The 25,340-nt window shown below is 64.0% G+C and carries 26 protein-coding genes; 20 read left to right on the top strand and 6 right to left on the bottom strand.

What is annotated here, in order from left to right; genetic code table 11:
• The first annotated feature begins 117 nt into the window (after nucleotides 1–117).
• The 12 genes from ytxC to BM357_RS08955 all read left to right on the top strand — a co-directional run bounded on the left by ytxC (nucleotide 118) and on the right by BM357_RS08955 (nucleotide 11,681).
• Nucleotides 118–1,029: a sporulation protein YtxC gene (gene ytxC / locus BM357_RS09015; protein WP_175511490.1), complete on the top strand. Its 912-nt coding sequence runs from the start codon at nucleotides 118–120 to the stop codon at nucleotides 1,027–1,029.
• A 394-nt stretch (nucleotides 1,030–1,423) separates the two neighbouring features.
• The gene (thrS, locus tag BM357_RS09010) at nucleotides 1,424–3,367 is read left to right on the top strand and encodes a threonine--tRNA ligase (RefSeq protein WP_074951904.1); all 1,944 of its coding nucleotides are present in this window, start codon (nucleotides 1,424–1,426) and stop codon (nucleotides 3,365–3,367) included.
• 355 nt (nucleotides 3,368–3,722) lie between these two features.
• A complete protein-coding gene (gene infC / locus BM357_RS09005) occupies nucleotides 3,723–4,238 on the top strand; it encodes a translation initiation factor IF-3 (RefSeq protein ID WP_074951900.1) in 516 nt (171 codons plus the stop codon).
• A 72-nt stretch (nucleotides 4,239–4,310) separates the two neighbouring features.
• Nucleotides 4,311–4,511, top strand: coding sequence for a 50S ribosomal protein L35 (gene rpmI, locus BM357_RS09000; protein ID WP_029421061.1), 201 nt, complete (start codon nucleotides 4,311–4,313; stop codon nucleotides 4,509–4,511).
• Nucleotides 4,512–4,586: 75 nt separating this feature from the next.
• Nucleotides 4,587–4,946 carry a 50S ribosomal protein L20 gene (gene rplT / locus BM357_RS08995; RefSeq protein ID WP_074951897.1) on the top strand — a complete coding sequence of 120 codons (360 nt, stop codon included), beginning with the start codon at nucleotides 4,587–4,589 and terminating at the stop codon, nucleotides 4,944–4,946.
• Nucleotides 4,947–5,027: 81 nt separating this feature from the next.
• A complete protein-coding gene (locus tag BM357_RS08990) occupies nucleotides 5,028–5,849 on the top strand; it encodes a TrmH family RNA methyltransferase (RefSeq protein ID WP_074951894.1) in 822 nt (273 codons plus the stop codon).
• 102 nt (nucleotides 5,850–5,951) lie between these two features.
• Nucleotides 5,952–7,178 carry an MFS transporter gene (locus BM357_RS08985; protein WP_074951891.1) on the top strand — a complete coding sequence of 409 codons (1,227 nt, stop codon included), beginning with the start codon at nucleotides 5,952–5,954 and terminating at the stop codon, nucleotides 7,176–7,178.
• A gap of 30 nt (nucleotides 7,179–7,208) precedes the next feature.
• Complete coding sequence (locus BM357_RS08980; protein ID WP_245783916.1) at nucleotides 7,209–7,739, top strand: divergent PAP2 family protein; 531 nt, start codon at nucleotides 7,209–7,211, stop codon at nucleotides 7,737–7,739.
• A gap of 129 nt (nucleotides 7,740–7,868) precedes the next feature.
• Nucleotides 7,869–8,102: a spore coat associated protein CotJA gene (locus tag BM357_RS08975; RefSeq protein ID WP_074951884.1), complete on the top strand. Its 234-nt coding sequence runs from the start codon at nucleotides 7,869–7,871 to the stop codon at nucleotides 8,100–8,102.
• The gene (locus tag BM357_RS08970; RefSeq protein WP_074951881.1) at nucleotides 8,083–8,346 is read left to right on the top strand and encodes a spore coat protein CotJB; all 264 of its coding nucleotides are present in this window, start codon (nucleotides 8,083–8,085) and stop codon (nucleotides 8,344–8,346) included. Before BM357_RS08975 ends, BM357_RS08970 begins: the two co-directional genes overlap by 20 nt.
• 199 nt (nucleotides 8,347–8,545) lie before the next feature.
• On the top strand, nucleotides 8,546–10,477 hold the full coding sequence (locus BM357_RS08965) for a S9 family peptidase (protein ID WP_074951878.1): 1,932 nt from the start codon (nucleotides 8,546–8,548) through the stop codon (nucleotides 10,475–10,477).
• Between the two features lie 634 nt (nucleotides 10,478–11,111).
• On the top strand, nucleotides 11,112–11,681 hold the full coding sequence (locus BM357_RS08955; protein WP_074951872.1) for a manganese catalase family protein: 570 nt from the start codon (nucleotides 11,112–11,114) through the stop codon (nucleotides 11,679–11,681).
• Nucleotides 11,682–11,737: 56 nt separating this feature from the next.
• Here BM357_RS08955 and BM357_RS08950 read toward each other — a convergent pair whose 3' ends face one another.
• The 5 genes from BM357_RS08950 to BM357_RS08930 all read right to left on the bottom strand — a co-directional run bounded on the left by BM357_RS08950 (nucleotide 11,738) and on the right by BM357_RS08930 (nucleotide 17,317).
• Nucleotides 11,738–12,724 carry a glycoside hydrolase family 130 protein gene (locus BM357_RS08950; RefSeq protein ID WP_245783915.1) on the bottom strand — a complete coding sequence of 329 codons (987 nt, stop codon included), beginning with the start codon at nucleotides 12,722–12,724 and terminating at the stop codon, nucleotides 11,738–11,740.
• A gap of 114 nt (nucleotides 12,725–12,838) precedes the next feature.
• Nucleotides 12,839–13,912, bottom strand: coding sequence for a type I phosphomannose isomerase catalytic subunit (locus BM357_RS08945; RefSeq protein WP_245783914.1), 1,074 nt, complete (start codon nucleotides 13,910–13,912; stop codon nucleotides 12,839–12,841).
• A 15-nt stretch (nucleotides 13,913–13,927) separates the two neighbouring features.
• Nucleotides 13,928–15,118 carry a hypothetical protein gene (locus BM357_RS08940; RefSeq protein ID WP_074951869.1) on the bottom strand — a complete coding sequence of 397 codons (1,191 nt, stop codon included), beginning with the start codon at nucleotides 15,116–15,118 and terminating at the stop codon, nucleotides 13,928–13,930.
• Entirely contained in the window at nucleotides 15,099–16,289 is a 1,191-nt protein-coding gene (locus BM357_RS08935) for a glycosyltransferase family 4 protein (RefSeq protein ID WP_074951866.1), read from the bottom strand. Before BM357_RS08935 ends, BM357_RS08940 begins: the two co-directional genes overlap by 20 nt.
• Complete coding sequence (locus tag BM357_RS08930) at nucleotides 16,286–17,317, bottom strand: nucleotidyltransferase family protein (RefSeq protein WP_074951862.1); 1,032 nt, start codon at nucleotides 17,315–17,317, stop codon at nucleotides 16,286–16,288. The genes BM357_RS08935 and BM357_RS08930 overlap by 4 nt, the downstream gene beginning before the upstream one ends.
• 247 nt (nucleotides 17,318–17,564) lie before the next feature.
• On the opposite strand from BM357_RS08930, the gene BM357_RS08925 reads away from it, so the two are divergent.
• The 6 genes from BM357_RS08925 to BM357_RS08905 all read left to right on the top strand — a co-directional run bounded on the left by BM357_RS08925 (nucleotide 17,565) and on the right by BM357_RS08905 (nucleotide 21,593).
• Entirely contained in the window at nucleotides 17,565–18,767 is a 1,203-nt protein-coding gene (locus BM357_RS08925; protein WP_245783913.1) for a S1C family serine protease, read from the top strand.
• Nucleotides 18,768–18,926: 159 nt separating this feature from the next.
• Nucleotides 18,927–19,298 carry a hypothetical protein gene (locus BM357_RS08920; protein ID WP_074951856.1) on the top strand — a complete coding sequence of 124 codons (372 nt, stop codon included), beginning with the start codon at nucleotides 18,927–18,929 and terminating at the stop codon, nucleotides 19,296–19,298.
• Nucleotides 19,299–19,430: 132 nt separating this feature from the next.
• Nucleotides 19,431–19,964 (top strand): YceI family protein, encoded by a 534-nt coding sequence (locus tag BM357_RS08915; RefSeq protein WP_074951853.1) that lies wholly within the window; start codon nucleotides 19,431–19,433, stop codon nucleotides 19,962–19,964.
• Nucleotides 19,964–20,512: an NADPH-dependent FMN reductase gene (locus BM357_RS08910; RefSeq protein WP_342741612.1), complete on the top strand. Its 549-nt coding sequence runs from the start codon at nucleotides 19,964–19,966 to the stop codon at nucleotides 20,510–20,512. The genes BM357_RS08915 and BM357_RS08910 overlap by 1 nt, the downstream gene beginning before the upstream one ends.
• A gap of 65 nt (nucleotides 20,513–20,577) precedes the next feature.
• Nucleotides 20,578–20,763 carry a hypothetical protein gene (locus BM357_RS19270; protein WP_139234641.1) on the top strand — a complete coding sequence of 62 codons (186 nt, stop codon included), beginning with the start codon at nucleotides 20,578–20,580 and terminating at the stop codon, nucleotides 20,761–20,763.
• A 98-nt stretch (nucleotides 20,764–20,861) separates the two neighbouring features.
• A complete protein-coding gene (locus tag BM357_RS08905; protein ID WP_074951850.1) occupies nucleotides 20,862–21,593 on the top strand; it encodes an SDR family NAD(P)-dependent oxidoreductase in 732 nt (243 codons plus the stop codon).
• A gap of 52 nt (nucleotides 21,594–21,645) precedes the next feature.
• Here BM357_RS08905 and BM357_RS08900 read toward each other — a convergent pair whose 3' ends face one another.
• A complete protein-coding gene (locus BM357_RS08900; RefSeq protein WP_074951847.1) occupies nucleotides 21,646–22,833 on the bottom strand; it encodes a pyridoxal phosphate-dependent aminotransferase in 1,188 nt (395 codons plus the stop codon).
• Nucleotides 22,834–23,008: 175 nt separating this feature from the next.
• Between BM357_RS08900 and BM357_RS08895 the strand changes: the two genes are divergently transcribed.
• Nucleotides 23,009–24,337 carry an MFS transporter gene (locus tag BM357_RS08895; RefSeq protein ID WP_074951844.1) on the top strand — a complete coding sequence of 443 codons (1,329 nt, stop codon included), beginning with the start codon at nucleotides 23,009–23,011 and terminating at the stop codon, nucleotides 24,335–24,337.
• A 118-nt stretch (nucleotides 24,338–24,455) separates the two neighbouring features.
• Nucleotides 24,456–25,238, top strand: a complete 783-nt coding sequence (locus BM357_RS08890; RefSeq protein ID WP_074951841.1) for an HpcH/HpaI aldolase family protein — start codon at nucleotides 24,456–24,458, stop codon at nucleotides 25,236–25,238.
• The last annotated feature ends 102 nt before the right edge of the window (nucleotides 25,239–25,340 follow it).

The following is a 25,340-nucleotide window of genomic DNA, read 5'->3' as shown; positions in this document are numbered from 1 at the left end:
GGTGTGCGCGTACCGAACATCCACGTGCCGGATGGACGTGGTTGGAGGGTCGGTATAACCCATTGGACATCCGCCCCATACTGTCAGTAGATGCGAAATCCGGAAGGACTGATGACCGTGCGCATCGCTACGATTGAAACCGAGCTTGCGTCGGCGTCTCTTGCGCAGAAACTGGCAGATGCGGGATGGACGGTGAAGGTCGAGGCGGATCGTCCAAACCGGATCCTGTTGAAGTGGGGCGACGGGCGGGAGGATTCGACGGCGTCCGTCGCGGATCTGCTCACGGGATTCATCCTGACAGACTGGCTGTATGAGTATATTCACCGCCGCGTGGGGGTGCTCCACCCTTACCTGGACACAGAGCAGCAGGAGTACGTGGCGCTCTTGGTCCTTCACGGCCTGCGGCACGAGGATGCAGCGACGGCCGGTTGGACCTGGGAACCGTGGCGATCGCGCTTGGACCGCACCTTCGGAGAGGTTTTGGGGCGGGCGGCAGCGGGATCGATTCATGTGTCCGTGGATAGCATCCTCCGCTTCCGGGCGCGCGGGCTGATGCGCGCTGCCGAAGCGTCCATCGACGAGGTGGTTCGGCAGTTTCTCAGCGACCAGGAATACGAGGAATTCGTCGCCATGCTGCGCTACATCCTCGACGCGCAGTCCCCTTCTCAGCAGGTGCTGCACGTGTTCTGCAGCGACGAACGGATCTGGCTGTGCGATGAGGAAGGGAACCTGGTGCGGGATCGGGAGGTCTCGGCCGCCGCAGTGCAGGCATCGGAAGGGGAGGACGTCCACGCCGAGGACTTGGCGATGAGCATTCTCATCACCCGGGCGCCCTGCCGAATCATCCTGCACGATTTGAACCGGTCGGCCTCCTGGCCCACCTTCGCGGAGACGGTGGAGCGGGTGTTCCAAGACCGCGTCCGGCGGTGCGACCACTGCACGACGTGCGCCGAACTGCGGACCCACTTGGACGATCCCGCCTTCGCACCGGGAGAGTTCCCGCCCGCCATGCCCAAGCGCTACGATTGACGGGACGGGGAACTCCTGACAGGGCCTGGAGTTGACACACGCCTAGACGTTCGATATATTGAAAGTCAATGACAACGTCACAGGATGACGGCGATGCGGAAAGACGCCGGCGGGCAAATCCCGTTCCAGAGAGGGGACGCCACGGGCTGAAAGCTCCCCACGCGGATGCGCGTCAGGCACCACTTTCCAAGCAGCCGCCGGGGATGGCCGGTCCTGGCGACACGCTGGGAAGGCAGGAAACGGCGGCCGGGGCGTACGTTATACGCACCACGAGGGCAGTTCCGGCGGAGCTGCCGAATTTGGGTGGAACCACGGGAACCGAGCGTTCTCGTCCCATGCGGGACGGGGGCGCTTTTTTATTGATGCTGTCACAGAGCAGAGAGGAGAGGGACAGATGGCCACATACACCGTTCGCTTGAAAGACGGTTCAGAGCGGGTGTACGACGCGGGCACGTCGTTCGCAGACATTGCGGCGTCCATCAGCCAGGGGTTGGCCCGGGAGGCGGTAGCGGCCAAGGTGAACGGCCGCGTGGTGGACCTGTCACGCACTCTGGAGTCGGACGCGGAGGTGGAGATCCTGACGTTGAAAGACCCGGAAGGGGTCGATGTCATGCGTCACACCTGTGCCCACGTCATGGCGCAAGCGGTCGCCCGGGTGTTTCCGGGGACGAAGTTCGCCATCGGGCCGGTGATTGAAAACGGGTTTTACTACGACTTCGCGGATCATGTCTTCACGCCGGAGGACCTGCCGGTCATTGAGGAGGAGATGCGGCGGATCATTCGCGAGGATCTCCCGATTGTCCGCGAGGTGGTGACCCGGGAGGAAGCGCTGGCGCTCTTCTCGGAGCGCGGGGATCGGTTCAAGGTCGAGATCATCCACGACCTGCCCGAGTCGGAGACCATCACCGTGTACCGCCAGGGCGAGTTCGTCGATCTCTGCCGCGGCCCGCATCTGCCTTCCACCGGCCGCATCAAGGTGTTCAAACTGATGTCCATCGCGGGCGCCTACTGGCGGGGGGACGCGTCGCGGGAGCAGCTGACGCGCGTCTATGCGGTGGCGTTCGCCAAGCAGGCGGAGTTGGACGAACACCTGCGCCGCCTGGAGGAGGCCAAGCAGCGGGATCACCGGCGCCTCGGGAAGGAACTGGGCATCTTCATGCTATCGAAGGATGTGGGACAGGGCCTGCCCCTGTGGCTGCCCAACGGGGCCAAGGTGAGGCGCGTGATTGAACGGTACATCGTCGACCTTGAGGAGAGCCTCGGCTACCACCACGTGTACACGCCCCATTTGGCGAACGTGGAGCTGTACAAGATCTCGGGGCACTGGGATCACTACAAGGACGACATGTACCCGCCGATGCAGATGGACAACGAGGAGTTGGTGCTGCGGCCGATGAACTGCCCGCACCACATGATGATCTACAAGTCGGAGATGCGCAGCTACCGCGATCTGCCGCTGCGGGTGGCCGAGCTCGGGATGATGCACCGGTACGAGATGTCCGGCGCCCTGGCGGGCCTGCAGCGGGTGCGGGCGATGACGCTGAACGACGCGCACATCTTCTGCCGGCCGGATCAGATCCAGGAAGAGTTCAGCCGGGTGGTGCAACTGATTCAGCGGGTGTACAAGGACTTTGGAATCACCGAGTACTACCACCGGCTGTCTTACCGCGATCCGTCGGACACCGAGAAATACGTGCAGAACGACGAGATGTGGAACAAGGCGGAGGCCATGCTGCGCCAGGCGATGGATGATCTCGGTCTGGACTATGTCATCGCCCCGGGTGAGGCGGCCTTCTACGGGCCGAAACTGGACGTGCAGGTCCGCACGGCGCTCGGCAAGGACGAGACGTTGTCGACGGTTCAGTTGGACTTCCACCTGCCGAACCGGTTTGAGCTGGAGTACATCGGCGAGGACGGCAAGCCGCATCGCCCGGTCGTCATTCACCGCGGCGTCGTGGGCACCATGGAGCGGTTCGTCGCGTTCTTGCTCGAGCAGTACAAGGGGGCGTTCCCGGCCTGGTTGGCACCGGTCCAGGCGCGGGTGGCCACCGTCAACGAGGCGTACGAGGCGTACGCGAACGAAGTGTGTGGGATGCTGCGCAACGCGGGCTTCCGGGTGGAGGTGGACGCGCGGCCGGAGAAGATCGGCTACAAGATCCGGGAGGCGCAGGTGCACAAGATCCCGTACACTCTGGTGGTCGGCGAGAAAGAGGCGGCCGCGCGGGCGGTGAGCGTCCGCCGGTACGGCCAGGGAGATCTGGGGCAGATGTCGGTCGAATCCTTCCTCGCCCGGCTGCGCGACGAGGTGGACAGCAAGCAACTGTTGGTCCAAGCGTGACCGGCGCTGACACGTCGGCGTGAGGGCCGAGCGGGCATCGTCCCGCCCGGCCCTTGACGGGTCGTCACCGGGCGGGGTAGAATAATTGTGTTTCAGCCTGGAGAATCGCATAGGGACGAAGTAGAAGCATCCGGCTTCTCACCTGGTGGGCTTGGGCCGACGGGTCAGTGCAGCATCGAAACAGGGGAATTTTGTGTTTCGTACACAGAGCACGAGGTGAGGCGCGGATTGCACGGTCCGCGCTTTTTACATGCCCATCCGTCCGCCGGTGGCCGTTCGGCCGGGCGGCCGACCCGAGACCTGCGGCACGCCGTGCCGTCCTGCGAATCGAACGGGACTTTGGAGGTGACAGAGTATCAAAGAGGATTTTCAAGTCAACGACGGGATCCGCGCGCGGGAGGTCCGTGTGATTGACGTGGATGGCGCCCAGTTGGGCATCATGAACATCCGCGACGCCCGCCGCATCGCCGAGGAGAAGAACCTCGACCTGGTCAATGTGGCGCCGACGGCGAAGCCGCCCGTGTGCCGCATCATGGACTACGGCAAGTTCAAGTACGAGCAGAGCAAAAAAGAGAAGGAAGCGCGCAAGAACCAGAAGGTGACTCTGCTCAAAGAGGTGCGGATGACGCCGAACATCGAGGATCACGACTTCCAGGTCAAGCTGCGGAACGTGGTCAAGTTTCTCCAAGACGGGGACAAAGTGAAGGTGAGCGTCCGCTTTCGCGGCCGCGAGATCACGCATGCGTCCCTGGGCCAGCAGCTTTTGTTGAAACTGGCCGACGGTGTGGCGGAGTACGGCGCCGTGGAGCGCGCCCCGCGTCTGGAAGGGCGCAGCATGATCATGATCCTGGCGCCGAAAGCCTCCTCGTGATTCCGTCGGGGGCTTGAGGTGTGCGCCCGCGCACGCATTTCAGTGCACGACACAGAAACGGAGGAACATCCGATGCCAAAGATGAAGACCCACAGCAGTCTGTCCAAGCGCGTCAAACGGACGGCTTCCGGCAAGCTGAAGCGCGCGCATGCGTTCGCGTACCACAAGGCCGAACACAAGAGCCCTGCGCGCAAGCGCCGCCTGCGCGGCACGACGCTGGTGTCCAAGAGCGACCAGAAGCGCATCAAGCAGTTGCTGGCTTATCTGAAGTAAATCGGCGCCGAGCCCGCCAAGATGTACGACCCGCCGTTGCGAACGGACGGGAAGACCAAAGGAGGAAGCTGAACCATGGCACGTGTCAAAGGCGGCGTCGTGACGCGCCGTAAACATAAAAAGATCTTGAAGCTGGCCCGCGGCTACCGTGGTTCCAAGCATCGGCTGTACCGCACGGCGAAGCAGCAGGTGTGGAAGTCCTACATGTACGCGTATCGCGACCGGCGCGCACGCAAGCGGGATTTCCGCCGCCTGTGGATCCAGCGCATCAACGCGGCCGCACGTCTGAACGGGCTGTCGTACAGCCGGTTCATGCACGGGCTGAAGCTGGCCGGCGTGGAGGTCAACCGCAAGATGCTGGCCGATCTGGCCGTGGCTGACCGCAAGGCGTTTGCGGAGTTGGCGAATGTGGCAAAACAGAAACTGCAGGCGTAACGAGGCACCGGTGGCCTCGAAGGGCCCGGCCCGCGCGGCCGGGCCCTTTTGTATTAATCAAGAGGCAGGAGGGGTTCTCCGGTGTACCTGGAATCGGTACGCAACCCGAAGGTGCAACTTTGGTCTTCACTCAAAACCAAGAAAGGCCGGCGGGAACACGGCCTGTTTTTAATTGAAGGGAAACGGTTGGTGGCGGAGGCGCTGCAGGCACCGCTGCGGCTGCAGGCCCTGCTGTGGGACGTGGGGACGGACGAACTGCCCGCGGACTGGCTGTCCCTTGCGGAAGCCCGGGGCATCCCCGTCTTTCACCTGTCACCGCAGGCGTTCGCCGCCGTGGCGGATACGGTGACGCCCCAAGGGGTGATGGCGGTCGCCGAGATCCCGCAGCTAGCCTCAACGCCGCAAGCGGGGGCATTGTTCCTCTTGCTCGATGGCCTCCAGGACCCGGGGAACGTCGGCACCCTGCTGCGCACCGCCCAAGCCTTCGGGGCGGCTGAGGTGTGCTGCGGTACCGGCACGGTCGATCCGTTCGCCCCGAAGGTGGTCCGCGCATCGATGGGGGGCCTGTTCCGGGTCTCGGTCTGTGCCGCCGAAAGCTCCGCGTACATCCGGCAATGGCGGGCACGGTTTCCCGATGGACAGGTCGTCGTGGCATCGCCGCAGGCGGAGACCCCCTGCCATGCCATCAATCTCCTCGGCCCCTCGCTCATCCTCATCGGGAGCGAGGCCGATGGGGTCTCGAAGGACGCGGCAGCCTTCGCCACGGTGTCCGTCCGCATCCCGATGCCCGGCCGTGCGGAGAGCCTCAACGCCGCCGTGGCGGGGGCGGTGCTCCTGTACGAGGCGGCCCGTCAGCGGGAGGGGGCCGGGCCAGGCGGGGAAGACCACGGGGCCCAGTGGTGAACCGGTGCTCCCGTGCGCTATACTGGGCCCAGAGCCTTGTCCGGCGCATCCGCCCGTTGGCGGAGCCCCCAGGGCGGTGTGTCAGGGACGGGGAGGTTGCGCGTGGCAAAGTCGGACGGTGTGCGGAACATCTTCAGCGGTGCGAAGGCGCTGGCGCTCGTCGTTGTCGGGCTGTGCGAGTTTGTGCGCGGCGCGCTGCTGTTTTTTGTCTTGCCCATTTACGTGCGTGGCGTGCTCGGGATGACCTCGGCCACGGTCGGGTATGCGCTCGCGGCTCACTACACCATGGACACCGGATTGCGCGGCCCTTCCGGCTGGTTGACGGACCGCTTCGGCCAACGGCGCGTACTTGTGCCGGCGCTCGTGGTTGGAGGCATCGGCATCGCGACGGTGTGGCGTGCCCACCACGCTTGGGGGGTGGTCCTCGGGAGCGCGCTCTTGGGTATCGGCATGTCGGCCGTCTGGCCTGCGGTCATCTCGCGGGTGACCCATGGATTGCCGCCCGCCACCCATGCCACCGCCATGGGCGGGGTCATGATGGCTTGGCTGACCGGCGTGGGTGCGGGGACCGTCAGCATGGGCTGGGTCCTCGGTGAACACGTGCGACGTGGATTCATCCTCCTGCTCGGGGTGTGGGGGTTGGCCGGCGTGATCGCGGCGGTGGTGCTGAACCTGCGACCGCTGGCCCAGGCGCACGTCCGTCTGCATCCGAGCCGAGTGTGGGCGGAGGTGCGGAGTGTCCGGCTCCTCTTGCCGGGGACGTTCGTGCAGACGTTCGCCATGGGGGTCCTGATGCCGGTGTTCGAGCTGTACACACGGTACCAACTGGGCTACAGCGGGCGGTTGTACGCTGAGTTGCTGGTGGCGGGCGGCGCGGCGACGGTGTTGTTTCAGATCCCGTGTGGCCGATGGGTAGATCGCGCTGGATTCCGTCCCTTTCTCGTCGGCGGGTTCACCGTCTGCGCCGTCATGCTGGCGGCTCTGGTGAATGTGCGCACCCTGTGGGCGGTCATCCTGTGCGCGGCCGGGCTGGGTATGGGGTACGCGCTGGTTCTGCCGGCTTGGAACTCGGTATTGGCCCATACGGTGTCGGAGGCGCGCAAGGCGGTCATGTGGGGCATCTTCATGACCGTAGAAGGCATCGGCATGGCCGTCGGACCGCTCGTCGGCGGACGCTTGTGGGACAGCATGGGTCCGACGGCGCCCTTCTGGGCGGCATCCGTCATCCTGTTCGGGATGGCGGTGTTCTACGGGATTGCACCTGTGGAGCGGCTGTTCCGCCGCGAATCGACCGCTGCCACGGCGGAAGATCTGCGGGAAGTGCTGTGAACATCGAAGGGGATGAGGAGGGAGCCGCGGGTGGCGATTTCGTATCATCTGTGGCTGGCGCCGCTGCTCTCTCTCGTGGCGGCGCAGTTGTTGAAACCCTTGATTGTCGTGATCCGGCTGCGCCGGTGGGATCTGCAGCGGCTGCGGCAGTCCGGCGGGATGCCCAGTTCGCACACCGCGCTGGTGGTCTCCCTGGTGGCGGAACTGTGGCTCCACGAGGGGGGGAGCAATCCGGTATTGGCACTTGCCCTGTTCGTGGCATTCATCGTGATGTACGATGCGGCCGGCGTGCGATGGCAGGCGGGCCGGCAGGCGGCGGTCCTCAACCGCCTGTTGCACGACCTGCGCCGCAGCGGCCTGCAGAACCCGAGGACGCTGGAGGGCTCTCCCGTATCCGCGGAGGGCTCCACGCCCCAGGTCCCCTCCATTCGCCTTCAGGTCCCCTCGGTTCCTTGGTGGCTGATGGATTGGCCGGAATTGGATGAACACCTCGGGCACAAACCCGTGGAGGTGCTCGGCGGATGCGTGGTCGGGGTGGCGGTCGCCTGGCTCCTCCATTGATCCTCCTGGCCATCTCCTGTCGCACGCTTCTGCACAATGTCCTTCCTGAATATGCTCAATGTGAAGAATTGCACCCCGCGGGTCGCCGAGCGCGACGCGCCGACGGCCGCGGGGAGAAGGAGGGTCAGGATGAATCGCCAGTGGCGTGCGTTTGAGTCGTTTCACAGCCCGTTGGATCCTTGCCCGCCGAGGCCCAAGGCGTACATCGTCCCGCCCAACCAGTACTATGTGATGCAGCCCAAGGGCTTGCGCCAATACGCCCCGCGCGAGGCCCTGAGGCGCGGGACGCTGTGGCCGGACCTGTACAGCCCCTACGAGCGCCCGTTCCGGGAGGGAGTGTCCCATGGAGCAGACGGTTCCTAAAGAGTATTACCAGTACCTGCACGAGCTGCAGGCGGTGGATTTTGCCCTGGTCGAGCTCACACTCTACCTGGATACCCACCCGGATGACGCTCAGGCGTTGGCACAGTTCCAGCAGTTCCAACGCCGCAAGCAGACGCTGATGCACCAATTCGAATCGAACTTCGGCCCGTTGCAGGAGTTCGGCAACAGCCCGGTGGGCAACCGCTGGACCTGGTCGGAGGCCCCATGGCCCTGGCAGGTCTGAGGCGGCAACTTCATCGTCTTGGACGGCGTGCGGCGCCTGGTGCGTCATGGGACGGCGCTCATCATCGTGGCAGGACTGGCGGTCCTGCCTTCGTTGTGTTGTACGCGTGGGCTGACGGAGGGGCTCGACGCTGTCGCCCGTGTGCGGGTAGAATGGGACTATGCCTATGGTGTGAAACGTCTGAGAGGGGAGAAACCGCGTGACGAATGTGAAAACCGCACCTTACGGGAGCTGGAAGTCCCCCATCACGTCGGACCTGATTGTCCAGGCGGTCATTGGCCTGGATGGTTTGGCGTGGGACGGGGACGACCTGTACTGGCTGGAATCCCGGCCGCGCGAGGCCGGCCGGAATGTGTTGATGCGCCGGTGTGCGGACGGGACGGAAGAGGAACTCATCCCGGCGCCTTACAACGTGCGCACCCGCGTGCACGAGTACGGAGGCGGCGCGTGGACGGTGTCCGACGGGATTGTGTATTTCTCGAATTTCGCAGACAACCGGCTGTACATACGGGATCGAGACGGGACCATCCGGCCGTTGACGGACGATTCCCGCCTGCGGTATGCCGACGGCATCGTGGACAAGCGCCGGGGTTGGTGGATCGGCGTGCGCGAGGACCACACCCAATCCGATATCTTCGCCGAGACCACGCTGGTGGCGGTATCCCTGACAGGCGGCCCCGACCGGGTGTTGGTGTCCGGCAACGACTTCTACAGCAATCCCCGGTTGAATCCCGCCGGCGACCGTCTGGCCTGGCTGACGTGGAACCACCCGAACATGCCATGGGACGGGACAGAGTTGTGGGTTGCCGACGTCACGGCCGACGGGCGGCTGGAGAACGCGCACCGCGTGGCCGGCGGCCCCGGGGAATCGGTGCTGCAGCCGGTGTGGTCGCCGGACGGCGTGTTGTATTTCGTATCGGACCGTTCGAACTGGTGGAATTTGTACCGGTTGGCGGAAGACGGGGCGGTGGAGGCGGTGCATCCGTTGGACGCCGAGTTCGCCGGACCGCCTTGGGTCTTTGGCCTGAGCGACTACACCTTCATCGACGCACACACCATCGTGTGCAAGTATGCCCAGCGTGGCCGTGACCACCTGGCCCGCATCGACCTGGCGACGGGACGGCTCTATCCCCTTCCCGGCGAGGACACCTGGTTTGCCCACGTACGCAGCAACGGGCGCCAGATGGCGTATCTCGCCGCGTCGCCGACGACGCTTCGGCACCTGGTGGTGGCGGGTCCGGACGGCAGCGGGCGCCAGGTGGTGAAGTCGGCCGCGGATGTGCCGGTGGATGCCCGGTATTTCTCCCGGCCCGTGGAGGTGGAGTTCCCGACGGAAGGCGGGAAGACCGCGTTCGCGCACTACTATCCGCCCACGAATCCGGACTTCCAGGCGCCCGATGGGGAGAAACCTCCCCTCTTGGTGCACGTCCACGGGGGACCGACCAGCGCGTCGCCCGCGGTGCTGAGTCTGACCACCCAGTACTGGACGAGCCGCGGATTCGCCGTGGTGGACGTGAACTACGGCGGATCGACCGGATATGGACGCGAATACCGGGATCGGCTGAAAGGCCAGTGGGGGGTCGTCGACGTGGACGATGCGGTCAACGCGGCCCTGTATCTGGTCCAGCGAGGCCTGGCGGACGGAGAGCGGCTGTGCATCGCCGGAGGGAGCGCCGGCGGCTACACGACGCTGGCGGCCCTGACGTTCCGGGACGTCTTCAAGGCCGGGGCCAGCCATTTCGGGCTGAGCGAACTCGAGGTGTTCGTCCACGAGACACACAAGTTCGAGTCGCGGTATATGGACAGCCTGCTCGGCCCTTATCCAGAGGCGCAATCGGTGTACTACAACCGCTCGCCCATCCACTTCACGGACCGCCTGTCGTGTCCCATCATCTTCTTCCAGGGGCTGGACGACAAAATCGTGCCGCCCAACCAGGCGGAACTTATGGTCGAGGCCTTGCGCAAGAAGGGGTTGCCCGTGGCGTACGTGGCATTTCCCGGGGAGGGTCACGGCTTTCGCAAGGCGGAGAACATCAAGCGGTCACTCGACGGCGAGTTTTATTTCTATAGCCGGGTGTTCGGCTTCACGCCGGCGGACGACCTCGAGCCGGTGGCGATTGAAAATCTGTAATGCCGGGCGCGGCGTTTTCGCCGCTGGCCACATCTGAGAATCTCGTCTCGGGTTCGGGAACGCGTGCGTTCGAAACCACGTCGCACGCGTTCCGCGAGCTCAGGTTCCATCAAGTTGAAAAAGCGAAGTATTCCTTAAACGGATTGCGGCAGGGGGCGCCGAGGCAGTACAGAATTCGCTTCTGCCGCAGATCCGCGGTACACGACCAAAACGTGGCCAGACCGTCTTCGTGGCCGCAGAGCGGAGCTTCGTGATCAGCCAGTGTACGCTGCAACTTGCGCAGCAAATCGGCCGAATCGCGATCAGAAGCGCGAAGCAGAGCCGCGGATCGTTGGAGTTGGTCATACCGCCGCAGGGAATTCGGCCATGACTTCGCGAGTTCGCGCATGTCCGGATGTACATAATGATTCGTCATCAACAGGACGCCGGCATCATCCATTTCTCGGATTCTGCGGCGTTCTCGCTGGTTCTCCTTCCCACGTTCTTTAACAGAAGTGAACCACAACAGGTCACCTATGTTATGGTATTTATTGCTTTATTTTGATAACCATTCCGCTTTTGCGAGGGTCAGAATACGTACAATCCATTTTCGCATATCCATCCCTGACGACCACAACGTCGGGGGTGGATGCTTGTGTGGATTTACGAAAAGAAGCTTCAGTATCCGGTGCGCGTGAGCAAGTGTGATCCGCGGCTCGCCAAGTACTTGATTGAGCAGTACGGCGGCGCGGACGGCGAGCTGGCGGCGGCCCTGCGCTATCTCAACCAGCGCTACTCCATCCCGGATCGGGTGATCGGCCTGCTGACCGACATCGGGACGGAGGAGTTCGCCCACCTCGAAATGATTGCCACCATGGTGTACAAGCTGACCAAGGACGCCACGCCGGAACAGTTGAAGGCGGCGGGGCTCGGTGAGCATTTTGCGGACCACGACCATGCGCTGGCGTATCACAACGCGGCGGGCGTTCCGTGGACCGCAACGTACATCCAGGCGAAGGGCGATCCGATTGCGGATTTGTACGAGGACATCGCAGCGGAGGAAAAGGCGCGTGCGACGTACCAGTGGCTGATTGATTTGACGGACGACGTTGACATCCAGGACGCGTTGAAATTTTTGCGCGAGCGGGAGATTGTGCATTCGCTGCGTTTTCGCGAGGCGGTGGAAATCCTCAAGGAGCATCAGGGGCAAAAGCGGTTGTTTTGAATAGCAAAGCGTGCCGGACCCGGCACGCTTTGCCTCCTGCTCCGGATACCCGGCAGTCAGACCGCGACGGCCTCGTCCTCGTCCTCGGCTGGGGTGGCCTGAGACGTATAGCGGGCGACGCCGATATGACTGTCGGCCATGCCGTAATACAGAAACCAGGTTCCGCGAAAGTGGACAAGCCCTTCCGCGAACACCACAAAGTCGACCTGTCCGCGCAGCTCATGCTGCGTCTCCGGAATAAACACGGGGGTCTCCGTCCGCCGGATGAGGCGCGCGGGATCGTCCAGAGCGAACAGCGCCTGTCCGATGGCATAATACGGCTTGCCGGCGTCCGGTCCGTGCTGGATCCGGCGGGCGCCGTTGTAGATCAGCAGAATCCCTTCGTCTGTCACCACGGGCGTCGGCCCGGGTTCGACCAACAGGCTGTCGAACGCCTTCTCGTCCGGGTTGCGCCGGATGACCGGTTCCGGACGCGGCGTCCAATGCCGTCCATCTTCGGAAAACGCCACCCAGATATCCGTGTCTCCGAAGTACATCACCAGCCGGCCGCCGAACCGGCGCGGGACGATGGCCCCCGATTTCGACCACCGGGCGTGCTCCCCCTCGCCGTCTGCGAACATGGGTCCGTGCTTTCGCCAGTGGATGAGATCCTCCGACGTGGCGAGGCACAGGCGAGCGGTCTTACCGTCGAAAGCGGTGTACGTCATATAGTAGAGCCCGTCGATGCCGACGACGCGCGGGTCCTCACACCCGCCTGGATGCTCGTAGGGCTCGGTCGGCTCCACCACCGGATGCGGCAGGCGCTCGAAGTGGACGCCGTCCCGGCTGACGGCCAGGCCAATCCGGGACGTGCCATTCCATTCGCCCGGGCCGGTGTGATCCTCGGCACGATAGAAGAGATAGACTTGGTCGCTGCGGATCACCGCGGCCGGGTTGAACAGATCTTTTGCTTCCCATGAATTCCCCTGCGGGGACAGGATGGGGTTGTGTTCATACCGGACAAACGGGCCGAGCGGAAACTGGACATCGTGTTGTTTGGTCATGGTGAACAACAACCTTTGCACACAGAGTTTCGGAACGGGGTCCGTTTGCGGTTTTCATATTATAAGCCGCTCTGTGTGCAGGCAACACGGAATGTCAGGGAATGCGGGCAAAGATCAGTAAAACACCCGCAACAGTTCCAGCCGGTCATCGTTCACCACGGTGTATTGGGTCAAGGTGGCGGGAAGGAGCACGGTATCTCCCCTCCGGATGGACATGTCGCCACCCGGCCAGGACAGTCGTCCGGAGCCGCCCATGGCAATCAGGATGTCCGGGTTTCCGGCGCGGCCGCTCTCGACTGGAAGCGTGCCGGTGTCCAAGTGGACGTGGTCCATCGTAAAGTATGGACAGGTGACAAGCCGTCGCCAGGGTGCCGGCACGCCGGCGGCGGATGCATCCGGGTTGGCCGCCTCGGGGTGCGTCTGGGCGGCGGGATCGTCCGGATCAAAATTAAGGACGTCGGCCGCCTTATCCACGTGCAGTGGCCTGGGATTTCCGTTCGCGTCGACGCGGTCCCAGTCGTAGACCCGGTACGTGACATCCGACGTCTGCTGCACTTCGACCACGATGGTGCCCGCGAGGAGGGCATGAAGGGTACCTGCCGGCACGAACACCACCTGCCCGGGCTGGATGGGCCGCCACCGGAGCTTCTCCTGAACGCGGCCGGCCTCCACCGCCTCCCGGTAGTCCGCCTGGGACCGGAACTGATGGCCGTAGATCACCCGGCCGTCCGGGGGGCACTCGAGAATGTACCAGGCCTCGGTCTTGCCGAAGTCTCCCTCGACCCGCTGTGCGTAGGCGTCGTCGGGATGCACTTGCACAGACAGGTCCTGGGACGCCTCGATGAACTTGATGAGGAGCGGGAACCGCGGCTGCGGGCTGTGGCCCAGGTAAACCGACGGATATTGCTCCACCAGTTCTGCGAGCGTCATGCCGGCAAACGGACCGGAAGCCGCCACGCTCATCCCGTTGGGATGGCCGGAGAGCACCCAGTACTCGCCGATGGGTTCATCCGTGTCTACCCCGAACCAGGATTTCAATCGGTGTCCGCCCCACAGGCGGGCCACCGGGACCGGTTGAAACTTCACCGGCTCGAAATCGATGCGCGCGTGATCCAATTGTCTCACCCCCTCTCCGGCCAGGATGCGGGTGCGGGACGGCCGGACATCCTCACGAGCCGCTGCGCGCACCCGGCAACCCCTCCATCATACCCCAGAGGCGCGTGCTTGACGATCCGGACCGTCGGCCTGCGCGGTGTGCACCTCCGCGTTCTGGCCCGCCGCGAGGCCCAACTGGTGATACAAAGCCTCCGTGATCAGGAATGACAGCGTGGACTCCGCCCCGCAGTTGGTATTGACACCGTGTTCGCAGAGTCCGTCAAAACAGGCCCCGTCCTGCGGATCGGCGACCGGGACGCCGAGATCGTTGGCACCGTGGTACCAGTCCCGGCACCGGGTGAGCGTCTCGGCGTACAGCGGATCACCGGTTGCGGTGTACGCCTGTCCGCAGGCCATCGCCAGCTTCATGACCTCAAGCGGCTGTTGGTCCCACTGGCTGCAGCCTTCCGGTGTGCACCAGCCCTGGTTGCCAATGGGGCGGATCCACCCTTCCGGCGCGGTCATCTTTTCCTGCAGGAAGGCCAGGCTGTCGCGGGCGATCCGCTCGACGGCCGCATCCTGCAGCACTGTCCACGCGTGCCACAGCGCCCACGGGAAAACCCCGTTGCTGTAGGTCATGACCGGCTCGAACCAGTGCCACCCGGGCCGGGACTCGCGCCGGTACAATTCGATCAGGCGGTCGGTCAACATCCGCACGACCTCCGGCAATTCCGCGCGCACCCAGGCCCGAAACTCCCCGCTCAGGTGGTCGATCCCGTCGGCTTCGCGCACCAACAGGGCCGCCGCCGCGAGCGCGTGCGCCCATCCGCGGGGGTAGAGAATGCGATGGAGTGCCCGGAATCCCGTCCGGCACAATCCTTGCGCCACCCAGGACTGATCCGCACGGGGAAGCCCCAGGGCAGCCACCGCGGTCGCCCACAGGACGCGGCCCTGGCAGTCCGAGGACGGCTCTTCGGATTCAAATCCGCCGCCGTAGGCGACGTTGTTGTGGAACCATCCGTCCGTACCCTGTACCCACACCAGATACGACAGATACACGTCGGCCAGTTCGCCGAGGCCGCGAAGTTCGCGGTCGATCCCGTGGCCGGCCCCGTCCTCGCGCGCCTTCAGACGGTTGCCGTACCGCATCCATTCCACGCACGCCCAGAGCGCCCGCGCATTGTCGTCCGTCGAGTAGCCCTCACGCCGCCGCGGGATTCTTCCGAGCGCGTGTTCCAAGAGCCCCGTGTCGTCCGTCATGCGCCGCAGATGCGCGAATTCAACGGGAAATGGAGGCAATGGTGCTCCCCTCCGCCGCGGCCTGCCGCTTCCGGCGGGCCAATTCCTCAAACAAGCGCAGGTGCGCCTCTCCGACACGGGGCCAGTACATGTCACGCCCGATCTGCTGCACGCGCCATTCGTACCGATGCAGGACGGCGGGATCGGACAACATGCGGGCCAGGGCTTGACTCCAGGCGTCCACATCCCCGTACGGGATGAGCAGTTCACCCAGTCCTCCCAACAGATCCCGGGCGTACACATACGGGGTGCTGAGCACAGGCCGACCGAGCCCGACGGCGTAGGCGAGAGTCCCGGAGGTGATCTGTTGCATGCCAGGATACGGCGTCACGTACAGATCGCACGCCAGAATGTGATCCACCAATTCCGCCTCGGAGAGGTACCGGTCCAGCATCACCACATGGTCCTGGATCCCCAGTCGCTGCACCAGGTCCTGCAACTGCTCGCGGTACGCTTCACCCTCCCGCCTGCGGACCTCCGGATGCGTCTGTCCGACGATGGCGTACAGGAGGTTGGGGACGTCGCGAATGACCGCGGGCAGGGCGCGCAAGATCAGATCGATGCCCTTGCCCGGGCTGAGCAAGCCAAAGGTCATCACCACGCGCCGGCCGTCCCAGCCCAGTTGCTTTCGGACCCAATGCCGGCGCTCGGGCACCGGGACCGGGGTCCCGTGCGGAATGTGCACGATTTTCTCGCGCGGCACGCCGTAAATCTGGTTCAGAAGCGACACCGCGTAACGGCTCATGACGACCACGCGGTCGCTGCGCTCCGCGAGCGCCTGTTGGATCCTTCGGTGCGGTTCACCCGGGCGCTCGAGCACCGTGTGAAACGTCGTCACGAGTGGTTTTCGCAACTCGCGCACGAAGTCGAGGATGTGCGCCCCCGCGTCGCCGCCAAAGATGCCGAACTCGTGCTGGAGGGACACGACATCCGCCGGTCCCTCGTTCACCCGGCGGGCCATCTGCTGGTAATGTTCGCGGGTGTCACGCCGCAGGCACCACACGGATGCGTCGTACACCCGCACGTCCTCGTGGTTGTCCACCATGGCGACCACCGTGTCTGTCGCTCTGCCGCGCCCGGCATCGCGCACATACCGGCGCAGGTGGTCGGTATAGGTCGCCAACCCGCACCGTTTGGGCACGTATGTGCTGACATACGCCACATGGGTCAATGTTGAAGCACCCCCTCGTTCTGCGCCGCACCGACGGGTTGCAGCGCTGCATGAAAATCCGGGCCGACAATAGCATTTCCAATTGCTGTGATTCCACTCGCCTGGGTGCGGGGCAGGACGACGGCGTTAGAAATCTGGGTATGGCTGAGCAACTCCGCCCCTGCACCGACGACCCCGTACGGTCCGACGACACATCCCGCGCCGATGCGTGCGCCGGCCCCCACCCAAACGGGTGGTTCCAATCGCGCCGTGGGATGGATCTGCGCGTTTTCGCCAATCCAGATGCCCGGTCTCTTGGGCGTTGGCATCCAGGGTAACCGGATCCGGCCGTCCAACACGTCCCGGTGCAGCCCGAGGTAACGGCCCAGGGTTCCCATGTCGAGCCAGTACCCTTCCACGGGCGCACCGTACACCGGGACACCGGATTGAATGAGGTGAGGGAAGGTCTCTCGTTCGATGGACACCTCACGCCCGGCCGGAATGTGGCGAAGCACTTCCTTTTCCATCACGTAGATGCCCGCGTTGACGCGCCTCGAGGGGGCGAGGGCGCGCGGGGGTTTTTCGACAAACCGCAGGATTCGGCCGTCCCAGGTCTGCTCAACCACGCCGTACTGGCTGGGATCGTCGACCTCGGTGAGCCCGATGGTGACTTGAGCTCCGGTGTTTCGATGGAATTCGAGCAGTGGAACGAGGCGGGTGAGATGAATGATGTCCGCGTTAAGCACGAGGAAGCGCTCGCTGAGCAGTGGCTCTGCGTGTTTAATGGCGCCGGCCGTCCCCAACAGGCCCGGTTCACGGCTGTACGTGATCCGAACGCCGAGGCGCCGGCCGTCCCCCAGCCGTCGTTCAATCACCCCTGCGTGGTGTTTGACTGCGATCACAAATTCGTCAATGCCTTGTCGTCTGAGGTGCTCGATGAGGTGCTCGAGCCATGGCCGGTCCATGACCGGGGCCATCGGTTTGGGCAGGTGTTCGGTGAGAGGACGCAAACGTGTTCCTAATCCGCCGGCCAACAACAACGCCTTCATTTCACATCCCTCCGCTGGTCAAGATTGTGAACATCTCCAACCAAACCGGCGAATCGTGAATGAAGAGTGTCTGCCGTGAGGTTGTTAGCACTCCAAATGCTTGGCTGCTAACCATGACTATCCCAATGATATCGGACGGCTGGCAAAAACTCAAGTTGGGTACCGTAGGTGACATAATATGATTCAATCAAATTTCAAGGAAGGGACGGCATAATAGAAACCGACGAACCGGGAGGGGTGAACCACTTTGAAACCATCCATGCTGCGCTGGGCCAGTGTGGTCGTTCTGTCGGCGCTCGTCGGTTCCGCTGCGACCCTGGCGGTGACCCGCCTGTCGCCGTCTGCGGCCGCTCCGTCGGCGGGCAGCACGACCGCAGGCACGAGCGTATCCCAGAACGTGATACCGACCGTTGCCAATGTCGACGTGTCGAGCGATATCGAACAGGTAGTCAAAAAGGTGGAGCCGGCGGTGGTCGGCGTCGTCGACTACACCCAGAACCAGAACCCGTTTTTCGCAACCTCGGATCAGTCGCAGGAGAGCGGTGTGGGCACCGGCGTCCTCTTCTATAAGGACAGTCAGTCTGGATATGTCGTCACCAACAACCACGTGGTGGAAGGGGCCGACAAGGTGGAGATTGTGCTCAATTCCGGGAAACACGTGCCGGCCACCGTCGTCGGTACCGACCCGTACACCGATCTGGCGGTGTTGAAGGTGGCGGTTTCCAACGTTCAAGACATCACCCCGGTGACCTTCGGGAACTCCGACAATCTGCAGGCCGGCGAACCCGCCATCGCCATCGGCACGCCGATGGGGCTCGACTTCGCGGATACCGTGACCTCCGGCATCATCAGCGCGCCGAAACGGGTCATGCCGGTGCAGGACGAGCAGACCCAGGAGACCCTCAACTATCAGACGGTCATCCAGACGGACGCCGCCATCAACCCGGGCAACAGCGGCGGACCGCTCCTGAACATCGCCGGTCAGGTGATTGGAATCAACAGCAGCAAGATCGTCGCCCAAGGCGTGGAAGGCATGGGATTCGCCATTCCTTCCAATCAAGTCGTCAAGATCGCGTACCAGATACTGAAGACCGGACACGCCAACCACCCGGCGCTCGGCATCGAAGGCTATTCGCTGGCGAGCCTGCCCGACGCCTATCAGCCCAATGTCCCGGTGAACTACGGGGTCTGGGTGCGCGCCGTGACCTCCACGCAGGCCCAACAAGCCGGGTTGAAGGCGCAAGACGTGATCGTCGCCATCGACGGGAAGACCGTGCAGAATATCGCCGATCTTCGCACCAACTTGTTTGAGCATCAGCCCGGCGACCAGGTGACGCTGACGGTATACCGAGGCAGCGAGCGGTTGAGCCTCAAGGTGACTTTGACGGACATGCAGTCTGCGTCGAGTGCCAGCGGCCAGACCCGCCCCTCTTCCCCGTACGGAAATTGAGATGCAGACGTCAGGCCGGTGCGGCGGTTTCCCGATTTTCCAGGAGGGCACGGGGTTCCCCGTGCCCTCCTGCTGCGTGCGGCGGACTTGCACGCTTCGACAGGATGCGATGCGTTGGCTTGATACAATGAATGGAACGAGAGAAAGGAGGCGGCAGAGGTGTGGTGGAGGCATCTGGTCAACGGATTCGCCGGGCTGTTCTGCGTGTTGGCCGCGGTCTGGATTGGGTTGCAGTCGTACGCCATCGCGGCCGTGGGGGTGGGAAACGCCATCCCGCAGTTGGAGGGAGACGGCGGAGCCGGCATGATCTTCGCCGTCATGCTCTTGTTGGGGGGATTCCTCCTGTGGTGGCGGCCGTTATGGTCGACGGTACCGTTCGCACTGGCCATCGTACCCGCGCTCTTGGCCGGATGGTTGTACCAGGATGTGACCATGTGGTGGTGGTGCCTCGCCCCGGTGCTGTTTGGCCTGGCGGGCGTCGGTCTTCACCGGTGGCGCCGCCGCGCGCGCCCAGCCCGCGCGACGGTTTGAGACCGACACGAACAGGGAAGATTGTGTCGGTAAGGGGGCAGCTTGACAATCTCTTCAGCCGATGGCATACTCCCGATAGGGTCTGTAATTTTGTGAGCAAGTTCGATTTTGTAAGTATAAGGAGGATGGACCATGGCCAAATCGCAGTGGAAGATTGACCCCGCCCACAGCAGTGTCGATTTCAGCATCAAGCACATGGTGATCTCCCGCGTAAAAGGAACCTTCCATACCTTTGACGCGGTCATTGAGGCGGATCCGGAGGATCTCACCACAGCCCACATCGAGTTTACGGTGGACGTCGCCAGCGTGGACACGCGCAACGAGGACCGGGACAACCACCTGCGCGGGGCCGATTTCTTCGACGCCGAGAACCATCCGAAGATGACGTTCAAGGCCACCCGCATCGTCAAGAAGAGCGAAGGCGAGTACGAGGTGACCGGTGACCTGACCATCCGCGGTGTGACGCGTCCGGAGACGTTCCTGGTGACATACGAGGGCCAGGGCAAGGATCCGTGGGGCGGCATCCGCGCTGGATTCAGCGCCAACGGGACCATCAACCGGAGCGACTACGGCCTGAAATGGAACGCGGCGCTGGAGACGGGCGGCGTGCTGGTCGGGGACCAGGTTCAGGTGTCCTTGGAAATTGAAGCGGTGAAACAGGGCTGATGACGGTCATGCGTGGCGTTGCATTGGTGGGCAGCCTTCGTCAGGCGTCGTACAACATGCGCTTGGCGCGTTGGATGCAGGCGCGGTACCAAGGGACGTGGGACATCGAGATCGCGGACATCGCCAACCTGCCTTATTTCAACCAGGACCAGGAGCTGAACCCTCCGGAGCCGGTGAAGGCGTTCAAGCGCCGGATCGCCAAGACGGACACGGTGCTGCTGGTGACGCCCGAGTACAACTGGTCCATCCCGGGCGTATTGAAAAACGCCCTCGACTGGTTGTCGAGAGGCGACAAGGTAATGAACGGCAAACCGGTGCTCGTGGCGGGGGCAACGACAGGCATGGTCGGTACCGTGCGCGCACAGCTGCACCTGCGGGAGATCCTCGCGTCGCCGGGGGTGGCTGCCCGTACGCTGCCGCCGGGCGGGAACGAGATCCTCATCCCGTTCGCGCAGGACAAGTTTTCCGAGGACGGTCTGACCGACGAGGCCACCATTGCGTTTATTGACCAAGTGGTCCAAAAGTTCCTTCAGTTCGCCTCGGCGTGAGATGTGGACAAAACCGAGAGGATGCGGGCCGGCGTTCCCGGATACGGGCGCCGGCCTCATTTGCTTTGCGCGTCATGACGTCGCCGGATCAGATCCGTCAGGGGCTGCTGGGTACACATGATTATCACGGTGCGGAGGGCGTGTACAACTTCGACGAACACGGCGACGGATTGCACGGATACAACGTGGTGCAGGTGAAAGACGGCAAGATTGTCGAAATCAAATATGTAGACTTGTCTAACCCGTCCTGAGGCCTCTGTGTGCGGGAAGGGTCTCCCGCCGGCGGCCGGGGCGTCCCGGCCCGGGACCGGGTAGCGACAGATCCATCTTGCTGGAGGGGGAGAGGCGCTTGACACGGAAAATCGCTCTCATCACGGGGGGAGGGACCGGCATTGGGCGCGCCTGCGCATTGGCGTTCGCCCGCCAGGGCATGGGCGTGGTGGTGAATTATTCACGTTCGGAGGCGGATGCGGAGGCGACCGCGGCCGAGGTCCGCGCGCTTGGGGTGCCGGCCTTGGTGCTACGGGCGGACGTGGCGGATGACCTCCAGGTGCGTGCGATGGTCACTCAGGTGATGGAGGCGTTTGAGCGCATCGACGTCCTGGTCAACAACGCCGGTACCACCGACTATGTCGATCACGCCGACCTGGAAGGGTTGACCGATGCGCACTGGGATCGGGTGTGGGACGTGAATGTCAAGGGTCTGTTCCACTGCGCCCGGGCCGCGGCGCCAGCGCTGCGGCAGGCACGCGGGGCGATGGTGAACGTGGTGTCGGTGGCCGGATTGACGGGACTCGGCAGTTCCATCGCCTACGCGGCGTCGAAGGCGGCCGCCATCAGCGTCACCAAGTCCTTGGCGCGGGTGTTGGCGCCGGAGGTGCGGGTCAACGGTGTCGCGCCCGGGATCGTCATGACGCGCTGGGTCGAGGGCCACGACGACCACGTTCAGCGCCTCGCGTCGGACACGCCACTGCGGCGCGCCGCCACACCGGAGGACGTCGCCGAGGTGGTGTCCGCGCTGGCGAATGCCGCGTTCGTCACCGGCGAGATCGTCAAGGTGGATGGCGGCCGATTCATGTGACGGCGGAAGGACGCGGGTCCCGGCCCGCGTCCGATGCGCGATGCGCCCAGGTTCAGGGCGCGAGCGCGTTCCGGATGCGGGCGAGGCCCCGCTCGATGTTCTCCCGCGACGTCGCGTAGGACAGGCGCACGTATTCCTCGGTTTCCTCTGCCGCCCGGGACCCGAACGCCGTCCGCGGGAGCACCGCCACGCCGTGCTCGTGCAACAGGTACTGCTGCAGCGCCCGGCCGTCCGCCAGGCCGAGGCGTTGACAGGCCCGGGTCACGTTCGGATACACGTAGAACGCGCCGCCGGGGGCGCGGCAGGAGACGCCCGGGATGGCGTTGAGTCCGTCCACCATCATTTTTCGGCGCGCCCGGAACTCGGCGACCATGCGGTCGACGGGCTCTTGGGGGCCGGTGAGGGCGGCGATGCCCCCGTATTGGACGAAGGTGTTGACGCAGGACGCCGAGTTGGTGACCAGTCGCGCGACCTCCTCGGCCAGCGCGGCCGGCATCACCCCGTAGCCGAGCCGCCATCCGGTCATGGCGTACGTCTTGGAAAACCCGTCGAGGAGGATGGTCCGCTCCTTCATGCCGGGCAGGGACGCGATACTCGTGAACGGGCCGTCGTAGACGATGCGGCTGTAGATCTCATCCGACAACACCCACAGGTCGTGCGCCGCGGCCAGTTCCGCCACCACCTCCAGATCGGCGCGGGAGAGCAGGCCGCCGGTCGGGTTGTGGGGGCTGTTGAGGATAATCATTTTCGTGCGCGGCGTCACCAGGGAACGCAGGCGCTCGGCGTCGAAGGCGAAGTCTCGTTCCTCCACGAGCGGCAGGGGGACCGGGGTGCCTCCGACGAAGCGGATCACCGACTCGTAGATGGGGAACCCCGGATTCGGGTAAATCACCTCGTCCCCCGGGTCCACGAGGGCGTGGATGGCGAAATAGAGAATCGGCTTGGCCCCCGGTGTGACGACCACCTCCTCGGGGTCGGCCGCGATCCCGCGGGTGTCCCGGATGTGTTCGGCGATGACCTGGCGCAACTGGGGGATGCCGGCCGACGGCGCGTAGTGGGTCTGGTTGTCCCGGAGCGCGCGGATGCACGCCTCCTTGATGTGGTCCGGAGTGTCGAAATCCGGTTCGCCGATGGCGAAGCTGATGATCTCGCGCCCTTCGGCCCGCAGGCGGGTCACCTCCGCTAACACTTCAAACGCGTTCTCCGTGCCGAGTCTCGCCATTCTCTCTGCAAACCGCAAACGTATCCCTCCACCCGCTCCCGTCCTGGGCGACCAACCGCACAGGATGACGGTCTGATGCGCGCACACAGGGCAGGAACCATTTCATGAGTTTCTCAATGTGGTTGAAATCAAATAAAACATGCTATTATTCGAGTATTATATCACCGGCTCTGCCGGACAAGGGGGTATCCGAATGGCGAATGCCACTGCCGTGGATGAAGTGGCGGCGAGCGCGACGCGGAAAGTCCGGAACCACATCATCCCGTGGATCATCATCCTGTACATCGTCGCGTTCCTCGACCGCACCAACACCAGTTACGCGGCGCTGACGATGAACAAGGCACTGGCCATCAGCTCGGAGGCGTTCGGCCTCGTCTCTGGCATCTTCTTCATCGGTTACTTTCTCTTTGAAGTCCCGAGCAACATGATCCTGCACCGGGTGGGGGCACGCGTGTGGATCGCCCGCATCCTCGTCACCTGGGGCATCGTCGCCATGTTGACGGGCGCGGTCGAAAACGTCACGCACCTGTACATCCTGCGGTTCTTGCTCGGCGTCGCGGAGGCCGGTTTCTTCCCGGGCATGATTCTCTACATCACGTACTGGTTCCGCACGCGGGATCAGGCCAAAGCCGTCGGCCTGTTCATGACAGCGCTTGCACTGTCGAACATCATCGGCGCGCCCATCTCCGGGGTGATCCTCGATCACGTGAACTGGCTCGGTTGGGGCAGCTGGCGCTGGTTGTACATCCTGGAGGGCCTGCCGGCGGTCGTCTGCGGCGTCCTGACCTTGTTCCTGCTGCCCGACCGTCCGAGCCGCGCCAAATGGTTGACGCAGGAGGAGAAGGACTGGCTCAACGGCGAGTTGGAGAAAGAGCGCGAAGCGAAGATGAACCGCGAGAAGTTGACCGTCGGCCAAGTGTTCACCAACGGCCGCGTGTGGCTGTTCGCCGCCGTCTACTTCTGCCTGACCACCGGGTTTTACGGGATCAACTTCTGGTTGCCCCAGATTGTCAAGGCGTTGTCGACGCAATTCTCGAACACCACGGTCGGCCTGTTGACCATGATCCCGTACATCGCCGGCGCAATCGGAATGATTGCCAACGGCCGCCACTCCGACCAGACGCTCGAACGCCGTTGGCACACCGCCATTCCGCCGCTCATCGGGGCGGTCACGCTGGTGTTGGTGGGCCTGGCCACGAACAGTCCGACCGCATCCATCATCCTGTTGACCATCGGCGTGTTTGGCATTTACAGTTTCTATGGACCCTTCTGGGCACTGCCGAACCTGTTCCTGACGGAGGCCACGGCTGCCGTCGGCATCGCCATCGTCAACTCGGTCGGCAACCTCGGCGGCTTCGTCGGCCCGTACATCCTTGGGTATGTGAAGCAGGCGACCGGCAGCACGCAGATTGGTCTGTATGTGATGGCCGCGTTCCTCGTCCTGTGCACCCTGTTGGTCTTGTCCCTGCGCAAGGAACACGCTGTGTCGACCCACCTGGAGGCGGCGCAGAACCTGCATTGAACGACGTACACGACGGGTCCGTCGGCCTCGTCACCCTTTCGTCATGAGACATCGGGGGGCCCGCGCTCATCCCTCACAAGGGCGCGGCGCCCCCCGGATCCGTGGAGGAGGAACCTGGATGACACACACCCATCGAAACCCTCACGCAGAAGGCGTGGAGACGCGGCGCTTCGGCACCTTCCTGCTCGGCCATGACCCCGCCGTGGTCCGCGTCGCCGCAGCGGCCGGCCTGGACTTCGTCGTGTTGGATGCTGAGCACGGCACCTACCCGGTGGACCGGATGACCCAATTCATCGACGCGGCCCAGGGCATCGACGTGTTCGTGCGCTGTCCGGTGGAAGACGCCCTGCATTTGGCACCGGTGTTCGATCACGGTCTGACCGGGGTGATTGTCGCGGGTTCTCCGTCTCCGGAGGACATTGCTCGGGTGATGGAACGGGTGAAGTTCCCGCCGCAGGGGCACCGGGGAAGCAACCCGTTCGTGGCCGCGGCCGGATTCGGCCGCATCGGAGGCGCCGAGTTCGCTGCCAAGTCGAACGCCGACACCCAGGTGTGGGTGATGGCAGAATCCCGGGCCCAATTTGAGGCACTGCCCCATTACTGCGACATCCCCGGGGTGAGCGGCGTGTTCCTCGGCCCCTACGACCTGTCCGTTGATCTGGGGGTGCCCGGGCAGATGGATCACCCCGCGGTGACGGAGGCGCTGAACGGGGCGATTCGAACGGTGCGCGAGCAGCATCTGCCGGTGGCCATCTTCGCCCGGGACGGGGCATCTGCGCGCGCGTGGCTGGAGCGGGGGGTCACCTGGGTGGCCCTCAGCGCCGACTGGGGTTTGTTGGCCGAGTCGTGGCGGAGATTGCGGGCGAGCGCGCAGGGGATTGCGGGTAAACCGATTTCATAAGCTGTCTTCCCGCATATGACCATTGCAGTTTTCCTGGACTTGGCTCACACTAGAGGCCGAACGATGGGACACGCGCCCGGCTCCGGGGCGCGAGGGGGAAGA

The organism is Paenalicyclobacillus macrosporangiidus (assembly GCF_900116805.1).
GTDB classification, from domain to species: domain Bacteria; phylum Bacillota; class Bacilli; order Alicyclobacillales; family Alicyclobacillaceae; genus Alicyclobacillus_H; species Alicyclobacillus_H macrosporangiidus.
Note: the sequence above shows the minus strand (reverse complement) of the source record. Positions and strands in the feature narration are given on the sequence as shown.